The sequence below is a fragment of the Marinobacter arenosus genome (assembly GCF_019264345.1).
In the GTDB taxonomy this organism is placed as follows: domain Bacteria; phylum Pseudomonadota; class Gammaproteobacteria; order Pseudomonadales; family Oleiphilaceae; genus Marinobacter; species Marinobacter arenosus.
The window spans coordinates 2018948-2041475 of sequence record NZ_JAHVAO010000001.1 but is presented as its reverse complement, the minus strand read 5'-3'; the positions used below and the strand labels follow the sequence as shown (position 1 = coordinate 2041475).

General features: G+C 60.4%; 24 protein-coding genes. 15 read left to right on the top strand and 9 right to left on the bottom strand.

Annotated elements, in window-relative coordinates; translation table 11 throughout:
* The first annotated feature begins 183 nt into the window (after positions 1-183).
* The 5 genes from KXD86_RS09510 (at position 184) to KXD86_RS09490 (ending at position 6257) form a co-directional block, all read left to right on the top strand.
* Entirely contained in the window at positions 184-405 is a 222-nt protein-coding gene (locus KXD86_RS09510) for a hypothetical protein (RefSeq protein WP_218635784.1), read from the top strand.
* A gap of 160 nt (positions 406-565) precedes the next feature.
* Positions 566-1585: a lipase secretion chaperone gene (locus tag KXD86_RS09505; protein WP_218635783.1), complete on the top strand. Its 1020-nt coding sequence runs from the start codon at positions 566-568 to the stop codon at positions 1583-1585.
* A 120-nt stretch (positions 1586-1705) separates the two neighbouring features.
* The gene (gene hemB / locus KXD86_RS09500; protein ID WP_218635782.1) at positions 1706-2743 is read left to right on the top strand and encodes a porphobilinogen synthase; all 1038 of its coding nucleotides are present in this window, start codon (positions 1706-1708) and stop codon (positions 2741-2743) included.
* 68 nt (positions 2744-2811) lie between these two features.
* Positions 2812-4953, top strand: a complete 2142-nt coding sequence (gene ppk1, locus KXD86_RS09495; RefSeq protein WP_218635781.1) for a polyphosphate kinase 1 — start codon at positions 2812-2814, stop codon at positions 4951-4953.
* A gap of 14 nt (positions 4954-4967) precedes the next feature.
* Positions 4968-6257: a DUF945 family protein gene (locus tag KXD86_RS09490; RefSeq protein ID WP_218635780.1), complete on the top strand. Its 1290-nt coding sequence runs from the start codon at positions 4968-4970 to the stop codon at positions 6255-6257.
* 50 nt (positions 6258-6307) lie between these two features.
* Here KXD86_RS09490 and KXD86_RS09485 read toward each other — a convergent pair whose 3' ends face one another.
* From KXD86_RS09485 to KXD86_RS09465, 5 genes are all read right to left on the bottom strand, one after another.
* Positions 6308-6556: a YfhL family 4Fe-4S dicluster ferredoxin gene (locus KXD86_RS09485; protein ID WP_218635779.1), complete on the bottom strand. Its 249-nt coding sequence runs from the start codon at positions 6554-6556 to the stop codon at positions 6308-6310.
* A gap of 10 nt (positions 6557-6566) precedes the next feature.
* A complete protein-coding gene (gene coaD, locus KXD86_RS09480) occupies positions 6567-7049 on the bottom strand; it encodes a pantetheine-phosphate adenylyltransferase (protein WP_218635778.1) in 483 nt (160 codons plus the stop codon).
* 65 nt (positions 7050-7114) lie between these two features.
* The gene (locus KXD86_RS09475) at positions 7115-8707 is read right to left on the bottom strand and encodes a GMC family oxidoreductase (protein WP_218635777.1); all 1593 of its coding nucleotides are present in this window, start codon (positions 8705-8707) and stop codon (positions 7115-7117) included.
* Between the two features lie 26 nt (positions 8708-8733).
* A complete protein-coding gene (locus KXD86_RS09470) occupies positions 8734-9366 on the bottom strand; it encodes a hypothetical protein (protein WP_218635776.1) in 633 nt (210 codons plus the stop codon).
* A 69-nt stretch (positions 9367-9435) separates the two neighbouring features.
* On the bottom strand, positions 9436-10881 hold the full coding sequence (locus KXD86_RS09465) for a coniferyl aldehyde dehydrogenase (RefSeq protein ID WP_218635775.1): 1446 nt from the start codon (positions 10879-10881) through the stop codon (positions 9436-9438).
* 182 nt (positions 10882-11063) lie between these two features.
* Here KXD86_RS09465 and KXD86_RS09460 point away from each other — a divergent pair, with 182 nt between their 5' ends.
* The 6 genes from KXD86_RS09460 to gntR all read left to right on the top strand — a co-directional run bounded on the left by KXD86_RS09460 (position 11064) and on the right by gntR (position 16603).
* Entirely contained in the window at positions 11064-11738 is a 675-nt protein-coding gene (locus KXD86_RS09460) for a TetR/AcrR family transcriptional regulator (protein ID WP_218635774.1), read from the top strand.
* A 314-nt stretch (positions 11739-12052) separates the two neighbouring features.
* Positions 12053-13063 carry a TRAP transporter substrate-binding protein gene (locus tag KXD86_RS09455; protein ID WP_218635773.1) on the top strand — a complete coding sequence of 337 codons (1011 nt, stop codon included), beginning with the start codon at positions 12053-12055 and terminating at the stop codon, positions 13061-13063.
* A 61-nt stretch (positions 13064-13124) separates the two neighbouring features.
* The gene (locus KXD86_RS09450; protein ID WP_218635772.1) at positions 13125-13727 is read left to right on the top strand and encodes a TRAP transporter small permease subunit; all 603 of its coding nucleotides are present in this window, start codon (positions 13125-13127) and stop codon (positions 13725-13727) included.
* A complete protein-coding gene (locus KXD86_RS09445) occupies positions 13720-15036 on the top strand; it encodes a TRAP transporter large permease (protein ID WP_218635771.1) in 1317 nt (438 codons plus the stop codon). Before KXD86_RS09450 ends, KXD86_RS09445 begins: the two co-directional genes overlap by 8 nt.
* Position 15037: 1 nt before the next feature.
* The gene (locus KXD86_RS09440) at positions 15038-15559 is read left to right on the top strand and encodes a gluconokinase (RefSeq protein WP_218635770.1); all 522 of its coding nucleotides are present in this window, start codon (positions 15038-15040) and stop codon (positions 15557-15559) included.
* Positions 15560-15604: 45 nt separating this feature from the next.
* A complete protein-coding gene (gntR, locus tag KXD86_RS09435) occupies positions 15605-16603 on the top strand; it encodes a gluconate operon transcriptional repressor GntR (RefSeq protein ID WP_218635769.1) in 999 nt (332 codons plus the stop codon).
* Here the strand turns inward: gntR and yihA are convergent.
* Positions 16600-17247 carry a ribosome biogenesis GTP-binding protein YihA/YsxC gene (gene yihA, locus KXD86_RS09430; RefSeq protein WP_218635768.1) on the bottom strand — a complete coding sequence of 216 codons (648 nt, stop codon included), beginning with the start codon at positions 17245-17247 and terminating at the stop codon, positions 16600-16602. The genes gntR and yihA overlap by 4 nt on opposite strands.
* Before the next feature lie 174 nt (positions 17248-17421).
* Here yihA and KXD86_RS09425 point away from each other — a divergent pair, with 174 nt between their 5' ends.
* The 3 genes from KXD86_RS09425 (at position 17422) to KXD86_RS09415 (ending at position 19756) form a co-directional block, all read left to right on the top strand.
* Positions 17422-18030, top strand: a complete 609-nt coding sequence (locus KXD86_RS09425; RefSeq protein WP_218635767.1) for a c-type cytochrome — start codon at positions 17422-17424, stop codon at positions 18028-18030.
* Positions 18031-18195: 165 nt separating this feature from the next.
* The gene (locus KXD86_RS09420) at positions 18196-18834 is read left to right on the top strand and encodes a thiol:disulfide interchange protein DsbA/DsbL (RefSeq protein WP_218635766.1); all 639 of its coding nucleotides are present in this window, start codon (positions 18196-18198) and stop codon (positions 18832-18834) included.
* A 61-nt stretch (positions 18835-18895) separates the two neighbouring features.
* Positions 18896-19756, top strand: a complete 861-nt coding sequence (locus KXD86_RS09415) for an endonuclease/exonuclease/phosphatase family protein (protein WP_218635765.1) — start codon at positions 18896-18898, stop codon at positions 19754-19756.
* A 72-nt stretch (positions 19757-19828) separates the two neighbouring features.
* Here KXD86_RS09415 and rpmG read toward each other — a convergent pair whose 3' ends face one another.
* The 3 genes from rpmG to radC form a co-directional block, all read right to left on the bottom strand.
* On the bottom strand, positions 19829-19984 hold the full coding sequence (rpmG, locus tag KXD86_RS09410; protein ID WP_008173465.1) for a 50S ribosomal protein L33: 156 nt from the start codon (positions 19982-19984) through the stop codon (positions 19829-19831).
* An 11-nt stretch (positions 19985-19995) separates the two neighbouring features.
* A complete protein-coding gene (gene rpmB, locus KXD86_RS09405; protein WP_008173462.1) occupies positions 19996-20232 on the bottom strand; it encodes a 50S ribosomal protein L28 in 237 nt (78 codons plus the stop codon).
* 217 nt (positions 20233-20449) lie between these two features.
* On the bottom strand, positions 20450-21124 hold the full coding sequence (gene radC, locus KXD86_RS09400) for a RadC family protein (protein ID WP_218635764.1): 675 nt from the start codon (positions 21122-21124) through the stop codon (positions 20450-20452).
* A 190-nt stretch (positions 21125-21314) separates the two neighbouring features.
* Here radC and coaBC point away from each other — a divergent pair, with 190 nt between their 5' ends.
* Positions 21315-22517, top strand: coding sequence for a bifunctional phosphopantothenoylcysteine decarboxylase/phosphopantothenate--cysteine ligase CoaBC (gene coaBC, locus KXD86_RS09395; protein WP_218635763.1), 1203 nt, complete (start codon positions 21315-21317; stop codon positions 22515-22517).
* Positions 22518-22528: the final 11 nt, after the last annotated feature.

Sequence of the window (22528 nt, the reverse complement as noted above, 5' to 3'; positions counted from 1 at the left end):
GTCTTATTTTTTGTTACAAAAAATTACAAAAAAGTCGTTGCTCAGAAATAGCGTGGCCACAAAAACCGGATTATAAAGACGCCAAGACGATGCCTCAGTTGGCAGTTCGTCGAGACTGGGTGCAGAAGCTCTGTGCGGGATTCCGGCACTCGACCATCTGTTTTCGTTGATGGAGAAAATATCATGAGTGAATTCGACGAAAGCAATCTGGAGTCGTCCGGAAACTGGGGCGGTGACAGTGACGACAGCCATACCATTGCAGGCCGCGCCCGGGTTCGGGCCCAGTTGCAGGCCGACATCGATGCGTTTCTGAGCCAGGGTGGAAAGATTCAGGAGGTTGATACCTTCTTCCGGTCTGACTCCCCCCGCAAGGTGGACGTGGGTTTTAATAACCGCTCCCTCTGATAGCTTGTCAGGACAGGCCGGGATAACCGATTCCGGCCCTGTTTTTGACGTCGTTCTCGGCAGCTTTGGCCGACCTCGTTTATGCTCGTGCAATCCCGCCGTATCCGGAGTGACCCCGGAACGGTAGCCATTTCCCGGGAAACCACGGACAGCCCTGATCATGATTAACCTTACCCGCCCCTTGGTTTTCCTGCCGCTGGCCCTGGCGGGGCTGATTGCCGTCGTCTGGTTGTGGCCCGGTCCGGACCGCGGGAAAGCCCCGGACACCGTCACGCGGCAGGACCCGCCGCCGGTAACTCCCCAAGCTGCGCCCCCGCCGTCGGAATCCAAGGCGCCATCCGCGCTGGTGGGTCAAGCCGGCGCCGTGCCGGAACAGCTGCCTGCCTCTCTGGCCGGCACGTCTGTCCCCCCGGGATGGGCGAAAGTAGACGCCCATGGTGACCTGATTCCCACCCAGGCATTACGCCAGATGTTCGAGTATTTCCTGTCGGCGCTCGGGGAGGAATCCCTGCCGCAACTGGTTGCCCGGATCGAGCAGGCCCTGTCGGTTCTGGAGGAGCCGGCACGGAGTCAGGCCCTGACAACCCTTGGCGCCTACCTGGACTACAAGCTGGCGGTGTCTGACCTGGAAGCGGGTTATGGAGGCGCGGCGGATGCGTTGGAAATGCAGCGGCGCATGGAAGAAATCCATGCGCTGCGCCGAACCTGGCTGGACAGTGCGACCGCGGAAGCGTTCTTTGCCCAGGACGAAGCCATCGACCGTTTCCAGGTCGAGAAGCTTCGAATCACCCGGAATTCGGACCTGACCGATCAGCAACGACAAGCGGCCCTGGCGCAGGCCGAGGCAGACTTGCCGGAGCCCCTGCGTCGGGCGCGACGGGAAACCCGGCGCTTTGCCGATTACGAGCGGGCGCGTCAGGAACTGGCGAATGATCCGGCGGCGCTTCAGGCGTGGCGGCAGCAGGCTTTTGGCGCCGAAACCGCGGAACGGCTGGCCGTGCTCGAGCAGGAACAGGATGACTGGGCCCGGCGCTGGCAGGCCTATTCCAGGGAGCGGGAAACCCTGATGGCATCCGGGTTGGCGGGGCCCGAGTTGGAAACCGCCCTCGAGCGGCTACGGAATCAGCGCTTTGATGAACAGGAGCGAATTCGGGCCCAGGCGCTGGATTCGATTCGGTAACGGCGTTGTCACATCTGGCCCCTAACCTGTTGCGGGAATCTGCAACCCGTGGCCAAGGCCGTGTATGATGGGACGCAGAGCGTCGTTCCGGCGTTGTCGTCTGTCATCGTGTTCCCGGTCATGTCAATCAGGAGGTTTTCCGTGCCGAGTCCGACCCCACGTGCTTTCCCCGCCACCCGCCTGCGTCGCAACCGCGCGAGTGATTTTTCCCGGCGTCTGGTGAGGGAGACCCAGCTGGCCCCTGACAACCTGATCTATCCGGTGTTTGTCCTTGAGGGCGAGGGGCAGCGGGAGTCGGTGCCGTCGATGCCCGGGGTGGAGCGGTTGAGCGTGGATCTGCTGGTCGAGCAGGCGGCTGAATTGGTGGACCTCGGGATTCCGGCAATCGCCCTGTTCCCGGTGGTGCCGGCCGATAAAAAGAATCTGTCCGGCTCCGGTGCCTGGGACTCCGAGGGGTTGGCCCAGTGCGCGGTTCGCGCCCTGAAAAAGGCCTACCCGGAGTTGGGCGTGATTACGGACGTGGCCCTGGATCCGTTCACCACTCATGGTCAGGACGGAATCATCGATAATGACGGTTACGTGCTGAACGATGTGACCGTGGAGGCACTGGTCAACCAGGCGCTTTCCCACGCCGATGCGGGGGCGGATGTGGTTGCGCCCTCGGACATGATGGACGGTCGTGTGGCCGCAATCCGGGAAGCGCTGGAGTCCGCCGGGCATGTGAATACGAGGATTCTGGCCTATTCTGCCAAATATGCCTCGAGTTATTACGGGCCGTTCCGGGACGCGGTCGGCTCTGCCGGCAACCTCGGCAAGGGCAACAAATCGACGTACCAGATGGATCCAGCCAACGCCGACGAGGCGATTCACGAGGTGGCCATGGACCTGGCCGAGGGTGCCGACATGGTGATGATCAAGCCCGGCATGCCGTACCTGGATATCGTGCATCGGGTGAAGTCCGAGCTGCAGGTGCCCACCTTTGTGTACCAGGTCAGTGGCGAATACGCCATGCACATGGCGGCGGCCGAGAATGGCTGGCTTGACGGTGATGCCGTGATGATGGAAAGCCTGATGGCAATGCGCCGGGCCGGCGCGGATGGCATCCTGACCTATTTCGCGGTTCGCGCGGCGCGGCTGATGCGCGATCAAAGGCGCTGAGCCGGCCAACGAATACGACCGCACGACCGGCCCGTGCCGGTGGTGCATCCAACTGGAATCGAGGGATTATGACGACGGAAACGGCGAAGCAACTCAAGTCGGACAGCGGCCAGAGCGTGCCCGCACCCATGGATGTGCCTGCGGTCGAAGATGGCATCAATCTGGATGCCAGTGAGAATTACTTCAACCGGGAAATCAGCCAGCTGCAGTTCAATTACCGGGTTCTCAAGCAGGCGCTGGATACCACCCATCCGCTCATCAATCGTCTGATCTTCTGCTGCATTTTCAGCAGCAATATGGATGAGTTCTTTGAGATCCGCGTGGCCGGTCTGCGCCAGCAGATGAAGTACGGTCGGGAGACCGTGGGTATGGACGGCATGATGCCCGAGCAGGTGCTGGCGGAAATCAGCCGGGTTGCCCACGACCATATCCACGAACAGTACGACATCCTCAATAACGTTCTGATCCCGGAAATGGAGCGCGAGAACATCCACTTCGTGCGCCGTCGGGAGTGGACGCCCGCCCAGGCCGAGTGGGTGCGCAACTACTTTGAGGAGGAAATCCTGCCGGTGGTCAGTCCGATTGGACTGGACCCCTCGCACCCGTTTCCGCGCCTGGTTAACAAAAGCCTGAACTTCATCGTTGAACTTGATGGCAAGGACGCCTTTGGCCGCGAGACCGGTATGGCGATCGTGCCGGCACCACGCTCCCTGCCGCGCCTGGTGCGTCTGCCCGATGAGGTCTGCGAAGGCGGCGAGAACCTCGTGTTCCTGTCGTCGATGATTCACGCCCACGCCGACGAGCTGTTCCCCGGGATGGAGGTGAAGGGCTGTTACCAGTTCCGTCTGACCCGTAACGCCGACCTGGAACTGGAAGACGACCTCGAGGACCTGGCATCCGCCCTGCGGGGCGAGTTGCTCAGTCGCCGCTTCGGTGACGGGGTCCGGCTGGAGGTGGCGGACAATTGCCCCGAGGAACTGATGCAGTTCCTGCTGACCGAGTTTGGCCTGACTGAGCGCGATCTCTACCAGGTGCACGGTCCGGTTAACCTGACCCGGCTGATGGCAGTCAGTAGTCTGGTGGATCGTCCGGACCTGACCTACTCCGGGTTCTCGCCCTCGATTCCGAAGCTGATCCGCAGCAAGGATTCGATGTTCGACAGCATCCGCAAGCAGCCGATCCTGCTGCTGCATCCCTTCGAAAACTTCAGCCCGGTGGTGGACCTGTTGCGCCAGGCGGCGAAGGATCCCCAGGTGCTTGCGATCCGCCAGACCCTGTACCGGACCGGCGCCGATTCCGAAATTGTCGAAGCGCTGGCGGATGCCGCCCGGCGCGGCAAGGAAGTGACCGCCGTGATCGAACTGCGGGCCCGTTTCAGCGAAGCCGAAAATCTGGAGCTGGCCAGCCGCCTGCAGGAAGCTGGTGTGATCGTGGTGTACGGGGTGGTTGGTTACAAGACCCACGCCAAGATGATTCTCATCGTACGCCGTGAAGAAGGCCGGCTGCGCCGGTACGTGCATCTGGGCACCGGTAACTACCACGCTGGTAACGCCCGCCTGTACACCGATTACAGCTTCATGACCTGTGATGAGTCGATCGGCGATGACGTCAACAAGCTGTTCCAGCAGTTGACGGGCATGGGTAAGGCCCTGAAGATCAAGAAGTTGTTCCACTCACCGTTCACCCTGCACACCCGGCTGCTCAGCCTCATCGATCGCGAGGCCGGCTTCGGGGACAAGGGGCGGATTATCTTCAAGTTCAATGCGCTGACCGAACCGCAGATGATCAAGGCTCTGTACCGGGCGTCCCAGGCGGGAGTGAAGATCGACCTGATCATTCGCGGCATTTGCTGCCTCAGGCCGGAGGTGCCAGGGCTGTCCGAAAACATTCGGGTGCGCTCCATCGTGGGTCGCTTCCTGGAGCACACCCGGGTGTATTATTTTGGCAACAACCGGCGGCCGGATGTGTACTGCTCCAGCGCCGATGGTATGGAGCGCAACCTGCTGAGCCGAGTGGAAACGGCGTTTCCCATTGAAGACCCGGCACTGGTGGAGCGGGTTCGTGAGGACCTCGACACTTACCTCGCGGATAACTGCCAGTCCTGGGTGCTGCAATCGGACGGCAGCTATATTCAGAATCAGCCTGCCGAAGGCGAGGAGAGGCTGGCCTCGCAACTGGTGCTGCTCGAGCGGCTGACCGGCAAACCCTGACACGGAGAGATCTCTTGCAAAAAAAATGGATGATTGCCGGTGCTTCGGTGCTGGTTGTGGCGGGGGCCATGCCATGGATCGTCGGCTTTGTCACCCAGGTTCAGTGGCAAAAGGCGACCGAAGAGGTCAACCGTTCCCAGCCTTTTGTGCGGATGGAAACGGGGGATTACCGTCGCGGTGTACTTGGGTCGGAACTGAGGGGATCCCTGGTGCTGCAGAATCCGGATACCGGAGAGTCTCATCATCTGGACTACACCGCCAACGTGAGTCATGGGGTCACCGGCAGCCTGCTGGATTTCAAGCCTGTGGGCGGGTGGTCGCCGGAGGGGGTGGACTGGTTCCCGGATAGCGAGCCCCGCCTGACTCTGGAGACCCGCCTCTGGGGCACCGCAACGGTGGAACTCGAAGCGCCCACCATGACGATGACCAACGAGGCTACCGGTGAGTCGCTCAACACCAGTGGTGGCCTGGCCCGGGTCGAAATCAGCGACGCGGGCTCCCGGGCGGAGGCCCTGATGGTCTGGCCGGCCCTGAGCCTGTCTGGTCCGGAAGTGGACATTCGCATCGCCGATATCCACCTGGAGCAGGACATGGAGCACCTGGTCGGGGATGTCTGGATCGGCGCTGGTGAACTCGACGTCGGCTCCCTGGTTGTGACGCCGAAGGCCGAGGAGCCGGTGAATTTCCGGGATTTCAGCCTGACCTCTGCCACCGCGGCGAGCGCTGACGAAAGCCGCATCGATTCGACCGTCACGATCAAGCTGGAAGAGATCGTGCGGGCGAACCAAAGCTATGGGCCGCATCGCCTGACCTTCGCTCTCGAAGACTTGGATGTGGCCAGTTGGAGTTCCCTGACCGGGGGCATGTCTGACCTGCAGACCATGGTCGTGCAGGCGGGCCCCGACGGCGCGCCCGAGCCAGAGCGGCAGATGGCGGCCATGGAGCAGGTGAACCAGGCCTTGCGGGATCTGGCGGCATCGGGCTTCTCGGTCGGGTTTCCCGAGCTGAGCCTGTCCACCCCCGAGGGTACGGTGACCGGCCACGCGATGATCCGCCACCCTGAACTCAGTGCCGACGAACGGGCAGGCATGTTGATGGTGATGCAGCGATTGGCCGGTGACATGAGCCTGAGCGTGCCGACGGCGCTGGTGGAGACTTATCCCGACGTGCGTCTGCAGCTGGCGCCACTGATCAAGCAGGGCCTGTTGATCGAGGATGGTGACCAGTTGGTGATGGAGGCGGTGATGAAGGATCTGATGGTGAACGTAAATGGCAGGGAGATTCCCTTACCGCCGCTGCTCTGAGTGGCGACCTGGATCTGAATAAAAAGCCCCATTCGGGGCTTTTTTTGGTGTCAGTTGCCGGTGAGCTTCCGATACTTGTCCATCAGTTGCGCCTCGGTTTCCTGGTGCCCCGGATCCAGGGGAATGCAGTCCACCGGGCAAACCTGCTGGCACTGGGGTTCGTCGAAATGGCCGACGCACTCGGTGCATTTGTTCGGATCAATGACGTAAATATCGTCGCCCGGCGAGATCGCCTCGTTCGGGCATTCCGGTTCACAGACGTCGCAGTTGATGCAGTCGTCGGTAATCATCAGGGCCATCTGTGTTCCCTCAGGCTGATTTAAACTTCTTCTTCATGGCCGCTTCAACGGCGGGATCGACAAACTCCGAGACATCGCCGCCGAGAGAGGCAATTTCCCGGATCAGGGTCGAGGAGATGTAGGACAGGTGGTTGGCGGGTGTCAGGAACACGCTTTCCACTTCCGGTGCCAGACGACGGTTCATGTCCGCCAGCTGGAATTCGTACTCGAAGTCAGAAACCGCACGCAGTCCCCGGAGGATCACCGTTGCGCCCTGCTCACGGACAAAATCGGCAAGCAAGTTGCTGAACCCGGTGACACTGACGTTCGGAAGATGGTCGGTGGCCTGGCGTACCAGTTCACAGCGCTCTTCCAGGTTCAACAGCGGCTGTTTCTTGGGATTGTAGGCCACGGCAACAACAATCTCGTCGAACATGCGGCCGGCACGTTCGATCAGATCGGTGTGGCCATTGGTAATGGGGTCGAAGGTGCCCGGGTAGATAACTTTCGGCATGCACAGCTCCTTTTTCGGGAGTGCCTAGAATACCAGTTTGCTGCCCATCCCAAAACGGCCGACGGTTATCCGGCCAGTTTGCCGGCCAGTCGGGTGCTGTTTCTGGCCGCCAGGGCGTAAACCGACAGTTGCGGATTGGCGCCGATACTGGTCGGGAAGATCGAGGCATCGTGTACGCTGAGATTGCTCACGTGGTGGTGCTCACCAAATCCGTTGACCACCGACCCCTTCGGGTCGGTCCCCATGCCGCATCCACCCATCTGGTGAGCGGTGAAGAGCCGGACCCGGTGGGGTTCCATGGCAATGGTCTCGATGGCGACCCGGGCCTCGGCCCAGCTGCGGTACCACTCGGAATCCAGGTGCACCAGACGAACCTTGCGGGCGCCGGCGGCAAACTGGATTTCGGCCATCGTAAGGTAGGCCTGCCGCAGTCCATCCCAGAGGTAGTCGGAAATCGGGTAGTCCAGCACCGGGCTGCCGTCATCCCGCAGTGACACCGTGCCGCCGGGACTGTCCGGATGGAAGCCGTCCCGGAGCAGGGCAATGACGGACTGGGTCCAGGGCAGGCCGGCCATGGCATCAACCTGGGTTTGGCCGTGGCCGGGTATCACGCCTGCCGAGACGGCGGGATGCAGGGGGGGCACTTCCAGTTTGAATCCGGCGGGGCCGTCGACCCCTTGCTTGAAGTTGAACTCGTCGGAATAGACCGATTGCGGCGCCCCGTAGTACGGATCGACCTTCTCTGGCATCTGGGCCACGGTGGCATTGACCGGATGCAGGAACGAGCGCTTGCCAACCCGGCCATGGGGATCCGGGACGTCGGAGCGCAGTAACAGCCCTGGTGAGCCAATGGCGCTGGCGGCCACGACGAAATGCCGGGCCTTCAGGGTCACTGTCACCCCCGAGGGGGTAACACCGTCAGCGTTCATCGCCATTGCCTGCAGATGATCGATGCGGTCCTGGTTCATGACAAGGCGGTCGGCGCGCAGCCCGTGGAACAATCGGGCCTGGTGATCCAGGGCGCCGGGCACCGTTGTCATCAGTGCCCCCTGCTTGGCGTTGGTGGGGCAGCCGACCCCGCAGTAGCCCAGGTTCCAGCAGCCCTTGACGTTGCGCGGAATGATCTGCCACCGGTAACCGAGCTTTTCGCAGCCCTGACGCAGAATGTCGTTGTTGACGTTGGGATCCATATGCCAGGGCGCCATGGAGTGCCGTTGCTCCCGCCCTTCAAACCAGGGGGCCATGGCGTCCGGCGTCAGGTTGTCCAGGCCGAACCGTTCAGACCAGTAGGTCAGGGTCTCATCCGGCGTGCGGAAGCTGGAGGTCCAGTTAACGGTAGTGGAACCGCCCACGCATCGGCCCTGGAGGATGGCAATGGCACCGTCCCGGGTGACCCGGCTCATGCCCTCCTGGTAGAGGTTGGCGTAGGCGGTGAGCTCGTCCATCTTGAAGTCTTTCTGGTAATACAGTCGGCCCTCTTCGACCAGGATCACCGACAGCCCGCTTTTGGCCAGGATCTCTGCCGTGGTGCCGCCACCGGCACCGGTGCCGATCACCACCACATCGGCTTCGTGGGTCTGGTCTTCAGCCAGGGTTGCGCCATCGGTGACGTCCCAGCCGGCCTCGAGGCCCTGGGCAATGCGATCGGTTAACGACATGGTTGGCTCCGTAAATCGGCGGTGAATCAGGCGTTCTTGATGTGGGGCAGGGCCTCGATGGCCCACTGGGGTGGTCCGGGATAGCCCGACAGATGCCAGTGGTCCCGGTAGCCGTAAAAGGCCACGTTGCTGATCTTGGTCAGGGCGATGTAACCATTGTTGAACAGACCGATGCCGCTGGTGCGCCAACGTTCGAGAAAAGCATCGGCCTCAGCGCTGGTTACGTTGGGCCAGCTTGACCAGACCCGGGCGATGGTGACTCGGGTAAAACCGAAGTTGAGCAGGTCAAACAGACGGCGTAATTCCCGCTGATTGGCGGGGCCGAACTGGGAAATACCGGCATCAATGCGTTCGATGGTCGAGCCAATGACCTGGCGACGGTCCTCGGGCTGCTCCGTCAGTGCCGGTCCGATGATGGCGGGCAGCAGGGCATGGAACAGCTGGACATCGTCCCGGGTCAGAAACCGGAACTGGTAGCCGTCACTGGGGCCGAGGTCCACGGCCTCCCTGGGGCCGGCGGGTGTCGTGGCGCAGCCGCTGAGGCCGGCAGTCACACTGACGGCACCGAGAAACAACGCCCCACCCATACCGGTTTTGAGGAAGCTGCGGCGGTCGAGATCGCCAGATTCGGGGGATCGGGCGTGCGGCAGGTCGTTCATGGATCCTGTTCTCTTATTATTCTGAGGGGTGAGTGGGAGTCCGTGCTGAACGGGCTCCCACCTCGGGCGTTAGCGAATAAAGAACTTGTATACCATCTTGTGGGCAGCGGTGCCGTGCGGTGCGTACACAAATTTGCCGCTGTTGAACTTTTGCTTGGAAAAGATCGCGCGGTGGTGGGAGAAGGTCAGGAACCCTTCCTTACCGTGGTAATGGCCCATGCCGGAGTCACCGATGCCACCGAACGGCAGGTCGTCCTGGGCGACGTGCATGAGTGCGTCGTTGATGCACATGCCGCCGGAATGGGTGTTCGCCACCACGTGCTCCTGCTCGTTCTTGTCGTAGCCGAAGAAGTAGAGAGCCAGCGGTCGCGGGCGATCGTTGACGTAATGCAGGGCTTCGTCCAGGCCGTTGTAGCTGACGATGGGCAGCAGGGGGCCAAAGATTTCGTCCTGCATCACTTTCATGTCCGGCGTGGTGTTCAGGATCAGGGTCAACGGAATTTTCCGGGTGCCATCCCCGAGGTTCTCCCGGGCCGGATTGATCTCGATGAGCTCGGCCCCCTTGGCGCGGGCGTCTTCCAGGTAGCCTTGCAGGCGGTCGTACTGGCGTTCGTTGATGATGGCGGTGAAATCGTCGTTATCCCGCAGACTCGGGTACATTTCCGAAAACCGCGTGCGGAATTCGTCCACGAAGGCCTGGACCCGGTCGGCGGGACACAGCACATAGTCCGGTGCAACGCAGGTCTGGCCAGCGTTGAACGCCTTGCCAAAGGCAATGCGCTGGGCGGCGTCCTCCATCGGTACATCCGGAGACACGATGGCCGGCGATTTGCCGCCCAGTTCTAGGGTAACCGGCGTGAGGTTCTCGGCGGCCGCCCGCATCACCAGTTTGCCGACGGAGGTGGAGCCGGTGAACAGCAGGTGGTCGAAAGGCCGGGACGAGAAGTCGGCGGCGACGTCGGCCTCGCCGGTAATCACCGAAATCAGGTCCTCCGGGAACGATGCCTCGATGATCTCCTTGAACAGCGCCGAGGTATGAGGGGTGAACTCGGACATCTTGATCATGGTCCGGTTGCCGGCCGCGAGCGAGGCAACCAGGGGGCCGACGGCGAGATACAGCGGGTAATTCCAGGGCACGATGACACCGACCACGCCCTTGGGCTGGTAGTGAACCTTGTTGCTGGCCGGCTGGAACAACACCGAAACATGGCGTTTCGAGGGCTTCATCCAGCCACCCAGGTTTTTCAGGGTGTAGTTGATGCCCTGGATTGAGGGCATCACCTCGGCGATCAGGGATTCATCCCGTGAGCGGCAGCTGAAGTCCCGGTCAATGGCATCCAGCAGGCGATCCTGATTGGTCAGCAGGGCTCGCTTCAGGCGCTTGAGGTTTTCCTGGCGCTCGGTCTGTGAGGGCATGGGGTTGTTGCGGAACGCTTTTTTCTGATCCTCGAAAACCCGATGGGTATGCTGGATCTGCTTCTTGCTTTCAGTAAGCTGGACGACAGTGGCTCCCATGGCGTACTCCCCAATAATGACGCCGCTGCGATCGCGCGGCCGTCTGTTGTTGTGTGGTGGCGAAAAAATGCTCAATTTGCGCTCAGGGGTATTATTAGAGTATATACTCTAGGTAGTCAAGCAGGGGGCGATGGCCTATTGGGCCATCCGTGAGCCACATAACAACAACCGCCGAAACGTGTATGAAAACCAGAGACAAGATACTGCTTTCCAGTCTGGAGCTGTTCAACGAGCGGGGCGAACGCAACGTCACCACCAATCACATAGCGGCGCACCTGGCGATCTCGCCGGGCAACCTCTATTACCACTTCCGCAACAAGTCGGACATCATTTACGAGATCTTCCTCGAGTACGAAAAGCTGGTGGACTACTACCTGGATATTCCGGAAGACCGCGCCATGACTCTGGATGACATGACGTTCTATCTGGAGTCGGTGTTTGACGGGCTCTGGAGTTACCGGTTCTTCCACCGGGACCTGGAGTACCTGCTGGACAGTGATTCCCGGTTGCGCAAGGACTACAGGGAGTTCACCAACCGCTGCCTGAATGCCATCAGTCGCATCTTCGAGAAGTTGTCGGAGGCGGGCATCATTGAGGAGCAGCCTGAGGATCTGCGTGCGGCGATGTCGCTGAACGTCTGGCTGGTGATTACCAACTGGATGGCGTTCCTGAAAACCGCCCACGCCGAGGAAACCTACGCCGGCCTGACCCTGACCGAGCTGAAACAGGGTATCTATCAGGTGCTGACGCTGGAAATTCCCTATCTGACGCCGGCCTATCGTGACCGGGTGATGGCATTGCGGGAGAACTACCGTCCGTCTCTGCCCGAGCGCAGGGATGAAGGCGTTCCGGTCTAAGGCGTAAGTAGAAGTCGAAACTCTGATCAAAAAATAATCGAAAATGGAACTTTTGCCGAAAACGGCCGTCATACCGTCTGACGTAGGAAATCCGGACATTTCTTGCGTCTCCTGAGTGAGTTCTCAGGTTTTAGCACGTCGCAAACCCTGACGTTTTGCCGGTCTGTCCTATGGCAGACCGGTTTTTTATTTCCATCCGGTTCCGAATTCACGTCCTGATCAATAAACGCTCTTGTATGTGCTCCCTGAATTGGGTAGCCTTCAAATGTTACCGGTAACATGAGCCGGCACAAAAACAATCAGGAGATCCCATTATGTTCCCGACCCGACTCGCCGCTGGCGTGTTGTCAGCGACCTTTGCCCTCAACGCTTTTGCAGCGGACTACACCCTCAAGTTCCAGTCGTCCGATCCCTCGGGCGTCAAAAACTTTCAGATCCAGCAGGAATGGGCCGACCGTGTGGAAACCATGACCAATGGCCGCGTCGCCATTGATCTCCTGCCTGTGGGCAGTGTGGTCAGCCACACCGAAACGCTTGGCGCCATGAAAATGGGCGTGCTGGACGGCCATGTCTCCGTGACCGGGTATTTTTCCGGCAAGGATCCTGCGTTCGGGCTTATCGGGAACACCGTGGGTGCCTGGTCCAGCCCCGACCAGCTTATCGACTACATCAACTACGGCGGTGGCTATGAGCTGATGAACGAGCTGTATGCTCCGTATGGTGTGAAGTTCGTCGGCGGCGGTGGCACTGGCCTGGAATCGTTTGTTTCCAAGAAGCCCCTGAACGGTGTGGAGGATTTGAAGGGACTCAAGATGCGGGCCCCGGAAGGTCTGGTGCAGTCGGTTTTTGCCGCCGCGGGCGCGGCCCCGGTGAACCTGCCCGGTTCCGAGGTGTATACCGCCCTGAGCAAGGGGGTTATTGACGCGGCTGACTACACCGTGTTCTCCACGAATCACGAAGCCGGTCTGCACGACATCGCCCCGCATCCGGTGTACCCGGGATTCCACTCCCTGCCACTGATCGAGATTTCCATGGACCTGAAGGAATGGGAAAAGCTTCCTGAGGATATCCAGGCGATCATGACCGTGTCGGCCCGGGACTTTGCCCAGGACATCAGCACTCAGTTGGCGTTGTCTGACAGGAAAGCCGTGACCGCGGCTCGGAACAACCCCGACATCACCGTTCATGACTGGTCGGCGGAAGAGCGCCGCAAGTTCCGCACCATTGCCCGGGACCAGTGGGAAGTCTTTGCCGAGCAATCGCCGAATGCGGAAAAAGTCTACGAGTCCGTGACCGGCTACCTGGAATCCCAGGGGCTGCTCTAAGAGCGGCGCCCCGTAACCAGTGTCCCGGCGGGTCAGGCTTGCCGGGTGCTCGGAGTTCATCATGTCTGCGAAAAATCTGTCCTCCGGGCCCGAGCAGGATCCGGACCGTTACGATCTTCTTCCTGAAACCGGCGAGGACGTCGGCTTTACCGGGCTAGACCGGGCCATCGTCTGGCTGGGCAAGAGGTTGAGCCTGGTGTTTGCCCTGATCGTCCTGGTGTCTTTTTATGAGATCGTGCGGAGATACGTCTTTGATGCGCCTACGCTGTGGGTGCATGAAACGGTCACCTTTGCCGGTGCCACCCTGTTTGTACTGGGCGGGCTTTATGCCCTGGCCACGGACCGGCACGTACGCATCGTGTTGATTTACGATGCGGTCTCGCCCCGGGTCCAGCGCTGGCTCCGGGTGGTCCACCACCTGTTCGGGCTGGCGTTCTGCAGCATGATGCTGTACGCCAGCTGGTTCATGGCCAAGGAGGCCGTGCGTGCGCCCTGGGGCGGCTGGCGGCTGGAGACCTCCGGCTCGGCCTGGAACCCGCCGTTTCCCGCGTTGCTGAAAGTAATCATCCTGGTGGCGATTCTGGTCATGACCATCCAGTTCGTGCTCCACCTGATTCGTGATCTGCGCCAAAAAGTACCGGCAGGGGAGCGCGAGGATGTTTGAACTGGCTTCTCTCGGAATTGGTTACGGCAGCCTGTTGATGCTGCTGATGCTGATCGTGCTGTTGCTGACCGGCATGCAGCTGGCCTTTGCCACCGGCCTCGTGGCCCTGGTGTTTGCCATCGGCTGGTTCGGGCCCGATGCGCTGCCGATTGTCAGCAGTCGCCTGTACAGCTTTATTGGTAACTATGTCTTCCTGGCCGTGCCGATGTTCGTGTTGATGGCCTCGCTACTGGATCATTCCGGCATCGCCCGGGACCTGTTCGATGCCATGGCCCGCTTTGGCCGCAAACTGCGTGGCGGTGTTGCCCTGCAGACGCTGGTGGTGGCGGTGATCCTGGCCTCCATGTCGGGTGTGATCGGCGGCGAAACCGTGTTGCTGGGTATCCTGGCCCTGCCGCAGATGCTGCGCCTGGGTTACGACCGGAAACTGGCCATCGGGACCACCTGCGCCGGCGGCGCCCTGGGTACCATGTTGCCTCCGAGCATTGTGCTGATCATTTATGGCCTGACCGCCAACGTGTCCATTGGGGACTTGTTCAAGGGCGCGTTTCTGCCGGCGCTGATTTTGGCGTTGCTGTACATGGGTTACGTACTGGTTCGGGTCTGGCTGAAGCCGGAGATGGCACCGATACCCTCTGATCAGGATCAGTTGGACACCCCGGCACCCAACTTCTTCAAGGCCCTGCTGTTTCCGATTCTGTCGGTGGTGGTGGTTCTGGGAAGCATCTATGGTGGGGTGGCGTCGGTCACCGAAGCCTCGGCCCTGGGGGTCCTGGGTATTGCCATCAGTACCTGGATTCGGGGCGAGTTGTCCCGGAATATGATGCGTAAGGCGACCATCAGCACCCTGCGTGTGTGCGGCATGATCATCTGGATCGGTATTGGTGCCACCGCGCTGGTGGGGGTCTATAACCTCATGGGCGGCATTGAGTTTGTCCGTGAAATGGTCTTTGCCGTCAGTGGTGGCGACGGGCTGACCACCATCCTGTTCATGATGCTGATCCTGCTGATTCTGGGCATGTTCCTGGACTGGGTCGGGGTGGCGCTGCTGACCATGCCGATTTTCGTGCCCATCGTCACCGAGCTTGGGTACAGCCCGATCTGGTTCGGTGTGGTGTTCTGCATGAACATGCAGGTGTCCTTCCTGTCACCGCCCTTTGGTCCGGCGGCCTTCTACCTGAAAACGGTTGCACCCAAGGACATTTCGCTGGGTGAGATCTTCCAATCCCTCCTGCCGTTTATCGCGCTTCAGATCCTGGCGCTTGGGCTTTTGATCGCATTCCCGCAACTCGCGCTGTGGTGGCAATAACATGAGTGTCCGCAAAGTCATTGTCATGGGCGTTTCGGGGTGCGGCAAGAGTCTGATTGGCACAGGCCTGGCGCAACGCCTCGAGGTGCCGTTTTTTGATGCCGACGACTTCCACAGCCGGGCCAATGTGGCCAAGATGGCGAACGGAGTCCCGCTGACAGACGCTGACCGTATCGGCTGGCTGGACGACCTTGCGGAACTGGTTCGATCTGAGCCGCAGGGCCTCGTACTGGCGTGCTCGGCCCTGAAACGGGCGTATCGCGATCGGCTGCGGGCAGGCAATCCGACCCTGGAATTTGTCTATCTCAAGGGCGATATGGACACCATCTGGGCCCGGCATGCCAGTCGCGAGGACCATTACTTTACGGGTCGCGCCATGCTTGAAAGCCAGTTCGATACCCTGCAGGAGCCAGAGCCGGACGAGGGCGTTATCGAAGCCGATGTTGCCGATCCGCCAGATCGCATCATCGAGCGCTGCCTGTACCGTCTTGGTGAGCGTCGCAGCGGGGCAGCCGAAACGTGACGGCTGGTTTATGATGGGGGCCAGTCAGTGTAACCAGGATATCGGATGGTAAAGAAAAAACGCCCAACCTTGCAGGACATTGCCGATCGCGTTGGCGCCACCAAAATGACGGTGAGCCGCTGCCTCCGCGGCGGAGATAATGTCTCGGAGCACATGCGTGAACGGATCTTTGCCGAGGCCGAAGTCCTGGGCTACATCCCCAACCGGGCGCCGGACCTGTTGTCCAAGTCCACCAGCCACGCCATCGGTGTTCTGCTGCCGTCGCTGACCAACCAGGTGTTTGCGGACGTCATCAAAGGCATCGAATCGGTCACCGAGCCCGCCGGTTACCACCTCATGCTGGCCCATTATGGCTACAGCCAGGAGCTGGAGGAGAGCAGTCTCGCCTCGCTGCTGTCCTACAACGTCGACGGCCTGATTCTCTCCGAAAGCCAGCACACGGACCGAACCCTGCGGATGCTGGGGACGGCGGGCGTGCCGACGGTTGAGATTATGGATACGCATTCGCCGCCGTTCGAACAGGCGGTCGGCTTCGACAATGTCCAGGCCGCCTATGACATGGTGCGGGAAATCATTCGTCGCGGCCGCCGGCACGTGGTGTACCTTGCCGTACGACTGGATGCCCGCACGCTGCAGCGTCAGGAGGGGTACGTGCGGGCTATGGAAGAGCACGGGTTGGCACCGGTCACCCTGCGCAGTGAACAGCGTTCGTCCTTCAGCGTGGGGGCGACGCTGCTTGACCGGATACTGAAGGAAGCGCCCGACACCGACGCCATATTCTGCACCAACGACGACGTTGCCATTGGCGCATTTTTCGAGTGCCAGAGGCGCGGAATTGCCGTGCCCGATCAGATCGCCATTGCGGGGTTCCATGGGCACGACGTTGGCCAGGTGATGGTGCCGACACTGGCCAGTGTGATCACGCCGAGGGAAGAAGTGGGCAAGCGAGCCGCCGAAACCCTGATCGCGCGCCTGTCCGGCCAAGCCATCGAGGAGCGTTGCATCGACCTGGGGTATCGGATCGAGCCGGGCGGGACGCTCTAGTCGGTTTCCGGCTCCGTCTCAAGGTCGGCTTCCAGCCAGTCCGTCAACGCTTCACGGCATTCGTCGACACCCCGTTTCGATGTCGCGGAAAACATGATCAGGTGCTCCACGCATGAAAACGCCTTCAGCCGTTTCGCGATGCCCAGCATGGCGGTTTTCGCCTGGCCGAATTTCAGCTTGTCGGCCTTGGTGGTCAGAATCATCAGCGGAAGGTTGTTATGTTCACACCATTCCACCATCATTTGGTCGAAATCCGTGAGCGGGTGCCGGATGTCCATGACCAGCACCAGGCCGCGCAGGCAGCGCCGGTCATTCAGGTAATGGCCCAGGTGCTTCTGCCAGTCGTCCTTCATGTCCCGCGAGACCTTGGCATAGCCATAGCCGGGGAGATCGACCAGCCGGCAGCCTTCACGGTTCAGGGTGAAAAAGTTGATCAGGCGGGTGCGGCCCGGAGTTTTACTGGTGCGGGCCAGTTTGCCGTTGGCGGTGATGGCATTGAGTGCGCTGGATTTGCCTGCATTGGAGCGCCCGGCAAAGGCGACTTCAGCACCAAAATCCGGTGGACATTCGTCCAGCCTGGAGGCGCTGATCAAGAAACGGGCACTGTTAAACGACAGGGATTTTTGAGTCAGATCAGGGTCCACAGCGGTCGGCTTTCCTTTGGATTTCAGTTATCAGGGATTAATGTATAATGCTACACCAATTCCGGGCGGCGCGCTGAGCGTGACCGCTGTCAGCCCCGGTTTTGAGCCTGACTGATCAGTGCCTGCCGGCTGCACAACGAAGAATACCTTTAAGATGAGAGAAGCGGAGCGAGCATGAAAAAACTGATCGCAGGAGTTGTTCTCGGTGTTGGCCTCACAGCGATGGCTCACGGGGCAGGAGATCCTCAAGCGGGCGAACAGAACGCGGCGGTATGCGCCAGCTGTCATGGTCAGGGTGGCCAGAAGCCCATCATGGGCGCCTACCCGAAACTGTCTGGGTTGGGCGAGAATTATCTGCACGACCAGCTGGTGGCCATCCAGTCGGGTGACCGCGTGATTGCGGAAATGACTGGACTGCTGGACGGCAAGTCAGATCAGGAACTTCAGGATCTGGCGGCGTATTTTGACGACCAGAAGATGATTGTCAGCCAGGCCAATCCGGATCTGGTCGAGCAGGGTGCTGCCCTATACCGCGGCGGTAACATGGCCTCCGGTGTTCCGGCGTGCGCCGGTTGTCATAACCCCCAGGGCAAGGGCAACGAGCCCGGTGGCTATCCGCGTCTGGGCGGTCAGAATGCCGAGTACATCAGCAAGCAGCTGAAGGCCTATCGCAGCGGCGAGCGGGCCACCGGTGCCAACGCCGCCATCATGATGGATGTGGCGGCGAAGCTGACCGACGCAGAGATCGAGGCCGTTGCCAACTACGTGTCCGGTCTGCACTGATTGGCTGAACGGCATCGCGCTTGATAACGGAAAACCCCGCCCTACGCGGGGTTTTTTGTTGCTTACGGCTCTGTAACCCGGGGGTTTCACTCGCCTGTGGAACTTTTCGGTTTGCCTGGGTCATAATCCCTCACACTCACGAATTCATGAGATCGGAGATACTCAATGATCAGAACACTCGGAACGGCAGCTTTCCTGGCAGTGGTATTTGCGTTTGGTGGGCCCGCCAGTGCAGAAACCTGGGAAGAGGGTACGCACTATCAGAAACTGGATACCCCGGTTCGCACCGACAGTGACGATAAGATCGAAGTGGCTGAAGTGTTCTGGTACGGCTGCCCCCATTGCTACAACTTCAAACCCATCGTCGAGGCGTGGGAGCAGAATCTGTCCGATGACGTCGAGTTTGAAATGCTGCCGGCCGCTCTGGGACGTTCCTGGGAGCCCCACGCCCGCGCTTACTATGCCCTTGAAGCCATGGGCGAGCTCGACAAGGTACACGATGCCCTGTTTGATGCCCTGGCCGGTGAGCGGCGCCCGCTGAATACGCCGGAAGCACTGGCGGATTTCGTGGCCGGACACGGTGTGGATGGCGAGGCCTTCCTGAAAAACTACGAGAGTTTTGGCGTAAATGCCCGCATGCAACAGGCGCAGGCCAAGATTCGCGGTGCGCGAATCACAGGTGTTCCGACTATGCTGGTAAATGGTAAATACAAAGTCAGCGCGTCCATGGCGGGTAGCCATGAAGTGGCGTTGGAAGTGGTTGATTATCTGGTCGCCAGGGAGCGCCGTGCCAACGCTGAATAAATCGGCAGGCCCGCAGCTTAGCGGCTGTGGGCCCTTCGGGGCAGAGTAGGGCTGGGGTTATATGTACAAGCGAATCCGCAATCAGCTGAATGGGATTGTGAACTCTGTCAGTCAGCCCCGTGGTAGTTGCTCCGGTCTCGAGCACGTGCCGGAGTTTGAGCCCCATCGCCATATCCGGTTGCTGACCTTCAATATCCAGGTCGGGATCAACACGTCGTCCTACCGGCATTACCTGACCCGCAGTTGGCAACACATCCTGCCTCACCGAAAACGGATTCACACCCTGGACCGGATTGCCCATCTGATAGGCAACTACGACGTGGTTGCCCTGCAGGAGTGCGACGGTGGCAGCTTGCGCAGCGGCTACATCAACCAGGTTCAGTACCTCGCCGAGGCGGCCGGTATCCCCTACTGGTATCAACAACTCAATCGCAACCTGGGGCAGATTGCCCAGCACAGTAATGGCTTGCTGAGCCGGTTTCGCCCCCTGGACGTGACGGAGCACCGGTTGCCCGGCCTGATTCCGGGGCGGGGGGCTATCATCGCCCGATACGGTTCCGCGGATGACCCGCTGGTGCTGGTGCTGATGCACCTTTCCCTCAGTAAGACGGCGCAACAGCGGCAGCTGGGTTACATTCGCGAACAGATTGCCGACTACCGTCACGTGGTCCTGATGGGCGACATGAACAATCACGCCGAAGAGTTACTGACCCAGACACCGCTCAAAGAAACCGATCTTGTGCCCCTGCCAGGTTCGGCGCACAGTTTTCCGAGCTGGCGGCCGGAAAAGGCGCTTGACCACATCCTGGTGAGTCCGTCACTGGAGATCCGGCGTTCCGAGGTGGTCAGTTACCCGATATCGGACCATCTGCCCATTGCCATGGATGTGGCGTTGCCCAAAGGGTACCTCGAAACCTTCTGAAGCTAAGCCGGTTGCGGCCACAAAAAAAACCCGGCGCGTGGCCGGGTTTTTTTGTGGATGCCGGATCAATGATTACTTGATCTTGGCTTCCTTGTACGCAACGTGCTTGCGGACAACCGGATCGTACTTTTTGATCTCGATCTTTTCCGGAGTGTTACGCTTGTTCTTTTTGGTCGTGTAGAAGTGACCAGTGCCTGCTGAAGATACCAGCTTGATTTTCTCGCGCATGATGCGGCTCCTTAAAATTTCTCGCCGCGGGCACGAAGGTCTGCCAGCACAGCGTCAATGCCTTTTTTGTCGATGATGCGCATACCCTTGGTGGAAACGCGCAGCTTCACGAAACGCTTCTCGGACTCAACCCAGAAACGGTGGTTCTGCAGATTCGGCAGAAAACGACGACGAGTGTGGTTCATCGCGTGGGATACGTTGTTACCGGATACCGGACGCTTACCGGTAACCTGACAAACTCTGGACATACTTGCCTCCGACCTGAGCAATGGTCTCTAAAATACGAATTCGTTTTTAATGCGTCTCTGGTTGCTGAGGAGCGCTTGCGCCCCTGTTCGCGCCTCTAAACTGATACGCTGCTCGCCAGACGCCGCCAGAAAGGGACGCTTTTATACCAGAACTCGCTCCCCAACGCAAAAAATTGTTGGGAAATTGGCCAGTTTTCCGGTGGCCGTGTTCCGGTACTCACATCAAACCCCGTTCAGCCAGCGATATTACCTCACCGTGGCCGACAACCATATGGTCAAGAACCCTGATGTCCACCAAACCGAGCGCCTCTTTGAGCCGCCGGGTCAGGGCAATGTCCGCCTGACTCGGCTCCGCCACGCCGGAGGGATGGTTGTGGGCGAAGATGACCGCAGCTGCGTTATCATCCAGCGCCTGGCGGACCACCTCGCGGGGATAGACCGCCGCGCCATCTATGGTGCCGCGAAACAGTTCCCGGTACTGGATAATCCGGTGTCGGTTATCCAGAAACAGGCCAGCGAACACTTCATGAGGGTAGGCGGAGAGACGGCTGGCCAGGAAGCGCCGGGTGTCTTCCGGCGAGCGCAATGGGTCGCCCTGGCGCAGGGGCTCGTCCATCACGCGTCGGGCCATTTCCATGGCAGCCTGGACCTGGGCGTACTTGGCCGTCCCGAGTCCCTTGACCCCGCAGAACTGGGTGCGCGAAGCGGTCATCAGGCCTCGCAGACTGCCGAACTCGGCGATCAGTGCGCGGGCCATTGTCATCACCGGGACGCCAGCGGTACCGGTGCGTAGAAATATCGCCAGTAATTCGGCGTCAGAAAGGGACGGAGCGCCATGGCTGAGCAGGCGTTCCCGGGGACGTTCGTCCGTGGGCCAGGCGGGATTGGGCATAACGGCTTCCTTGCAGTTCGGGTGGCGTTGCGGGAGGGCGCGTCCTGCGCCGGGAAGTAAGTCTCAGGGTTACAAAGGTTACTTGAAAAAGTAACAATCGGTAAACGTCAGAAAGGGGTTGGCAGGCTGTCTGTGCCGGCAGAGCGTGCTATCTTATAAGCCTTTATTTTTACGAGGATACGGAGCCCTTATGGCTGCCAAACGAATTCTGCTCGGTATCACCGGTGGCATTGCCGCCTATAAAAGTGCAGAACTGGTTCGTCTGCTGAAAAAGGCCGGTCACAGCGTACGGGTTGTGATGACCCGGGGTGCCGAGGCGTTCGTGACGCCGCTGACCTTCCAGGCACTCAGTGGCGAGCCCGTGCGCACGTCGCTGCTGGATCCCGAGGCTGAGGCGGGCATGGGGCACATCGAACTGGCGAAATGGGCGGATCAGGTGGTCATTGCCCCTGCTTCTGCGGATTTTATCGCCCGCCTTGCCCAGGGCATGGCCGATGATTTGCTGACCACCCTGTGCTGCGCCACGGAAGCACCGATTGCCCTGGCTCCGGCGATGAATCAGGCCATGTGGGGCAATCGCCGTACCCAGCGGAATATTCAGCTTCTGCAGGACGATCCGCAGATCACCCTCTGGGGGCCGGATCAGGGCGAACAGGCTTGCGGTGATACCGGGCCTGGCAGAATGTTGGAACCGTTGGTGCTGGCGGGGCTTATTAACGACGACCGGCGCGGCGGGCCGCTGGCGGGCAAACGGGTGGTGATCACCGCCGGGCCCACCCGTGAACCGATCGACCCGGTACGTTACATCAGCAATCACAGTTCCGGCCGAATGGGCTATGCCCTGGCCGCAGCGGCCCGCGATGCCGGTGCCGAGGTGGTGCTGGTCAGTGGGCCGGTGACCATTCCGGTGCCGCCGGGGGTTCAGGTCCGCGATGTGGTCACGGCCGAGGACATGTTGCGCGAAGCGTCCGCCGCCGTCGACGAAGGCTGTGACCTGTTTATTGCCAGCGCCGCCGTGGCCGACTATCGGCCGGAAACCTGTGCCGGTGACAAGATCAAGAAATCCAGTGAGCACATGGCGTTGCCTCTGGTGCGTAACCCCGACACGCTGGCGACCATTGCCGCCCGCACCGACGCTCCCTTTGCCGTGGGCTTTGCCGCGGAAACGACCGATGTGGCCCGGTATGCGAGGGATAAAATGCTGCGCAAGAAACTCCGGATGATCGTGGCCAACGACGTCTCAGTCCCGGGGCTCGGATTCAACAGCGACAACAACGCCGTCACGGTATTCTGGCCTGAAGGCGAGGTGTCGATAGGGCCGGACAGTAAGCAACAGATTGCCGATCGCCTGGTGGCGTTGATCGGCGAGCATCTCGACAAGGCCGCGGACTGACCGATGGCCGC

Coding starts and splice junctions, on each gene's coding strand:
- KXD86_RS09510 (WP_218635784.1), top strand. CDS start 184: ATGAGTGAATTCGACGAAAGCAATCTGGAGTCGTCCGGAAACTGGGGC.
- KXD86_RS09505 (WP_218635783.1), top strand. CDS start 566: ATGATTAACCTTACCCGCCCCTTGGTTTTCCTGCCGCTGGCCCTGGCG.
- hemB (WP_218635782.1), top strand. CDS start 1,706: ATGTCAATCAGGAGGTTTTCCGTGCCGAGTCCGACCCCACGTGCTTTC.
- ppk1 (WP_218635781.1), top strand. CDS start 2,812: ATGACGACGGAAACGGCGAAGCAACTCAAGTCGGACAGCGGCCAGAGC.
- KXD86_RS09485 (WP_218635779.1), bottom strand. CDS start 6,556: ATGGCCCTGATGATTACCGACGACTGCATCAACTGCGACGTCTGTGAA.
- coaD (WP_218635778.1), bottom strand. CDS start 7,049: ATGCCGAAAGTTATCTACCCGGGCACCTTCGACCCCATTACCAATGGC.
- KXD86_RS09475 (WP_218635777.1), bottom strand. CDS start 8,707: ATGTCGTTAACCGATCGCATTGCCCAGGGCCTCGAGGCCGGCTGGGAC.
- KXD86_RS09470 (WP_218635776.1), bottom strand. CDS start 9,366: ATGAACGACCTGCCGCACGCCCGATCCCCCGAATCTGGCGATCTCGAC.
- KXD86_RS09465 (WP_218635775.1), bottom strand. CDS start 10,881: ATGGGAGCCACTGTCGTCCAGCTTACTGAAAGCAAGAAGCAGATCCAG.
- KXD86_RS09460 (WP_218635774.1), top strand. CDS start 11,064: ATGAAAACCAGAGACAAGATACTGCTTTCCAGTCTGGAGCTGTTCAAC.
- KXD86_RS09455 (WP_218635773.1), top strand. CDS start 12,053: ATGTTCCCGACCCGACTCGCCGCTGGCGTGTTGTCAGCGACCTTTGCC.
- KXD86_RS09450 (WP_218635772.1), top strand. CDS start 13,125: ATGTCTGCGAAAAATCTGTCCTCCGGGCCCGAGCAGGATCCGGACCGT.
- KXD86_RS09445 (WP_218635771.1), top strand. CDS start 13,720: ATGTTTGAACTGGCTTCTCTCGGAATTGGTTACGGCAGCCTGTTGATG.
- KXD86_RS09440 (WP_218635770.1), top strand. CDS start 15,038: ATGAGTGTCCGCAAAGTCATTGTCATGGGCGTTTCGGGGTGCGGCAAG.
- gntR (WP_218635769.1), top strand. CDS start 15,605: ATGGTAAAGAAAAAACGCCCAACCTTGCAGGACATTGCCGATCGCGTT.
- KXD86_RS09425 (WP_218635767.1), top strand. CDS start 17,422: ATGAAAAAACTGATCGCAGGAGTTGTTCTCGGTGTTGGCCTCACAGCG.
- KXD86_RS09420 (WP_218635766.1), top strand. CDS start 18,196: ATGATCAGAACACTCGGAACGGCAGCTTTCCTGGCAGTGGTATTTGCG.
- KXD86_RS09415 (WP_218635765.1), top strand. CDS start 18,896: ATGTACAAGCGAATCCGCAATCAGCTGAATGGGATTGTGAACTCTGTC.
- rpmG (WP_008173465.1), bottom strand. CDS start 19,984: ATGCGCGAGAAAATCAAGCTGGTATCTTCAGCAGGCACTGGTCACTTC.
- rpmB (WP_008173462.1), bottom strand. CDS start 20,232: ATGTCCAGAGTTTGTCAGGTTACCGGTAAGCGTCCGGTATCCGGTAAC.
- radC (WP_218635764.1), bottom strand. CDS start 21,124: ATGCCCAATCCCGCCTGGCCCACGGACGAACGTCCCCGGGAACGCCTG.
- coaBC (WP_218635763.1), top strand. CDS start 21,315: ATGGCTGCCAAACGAATTCTGCTCGGTATCACCGGTGGCATTGCCGCC.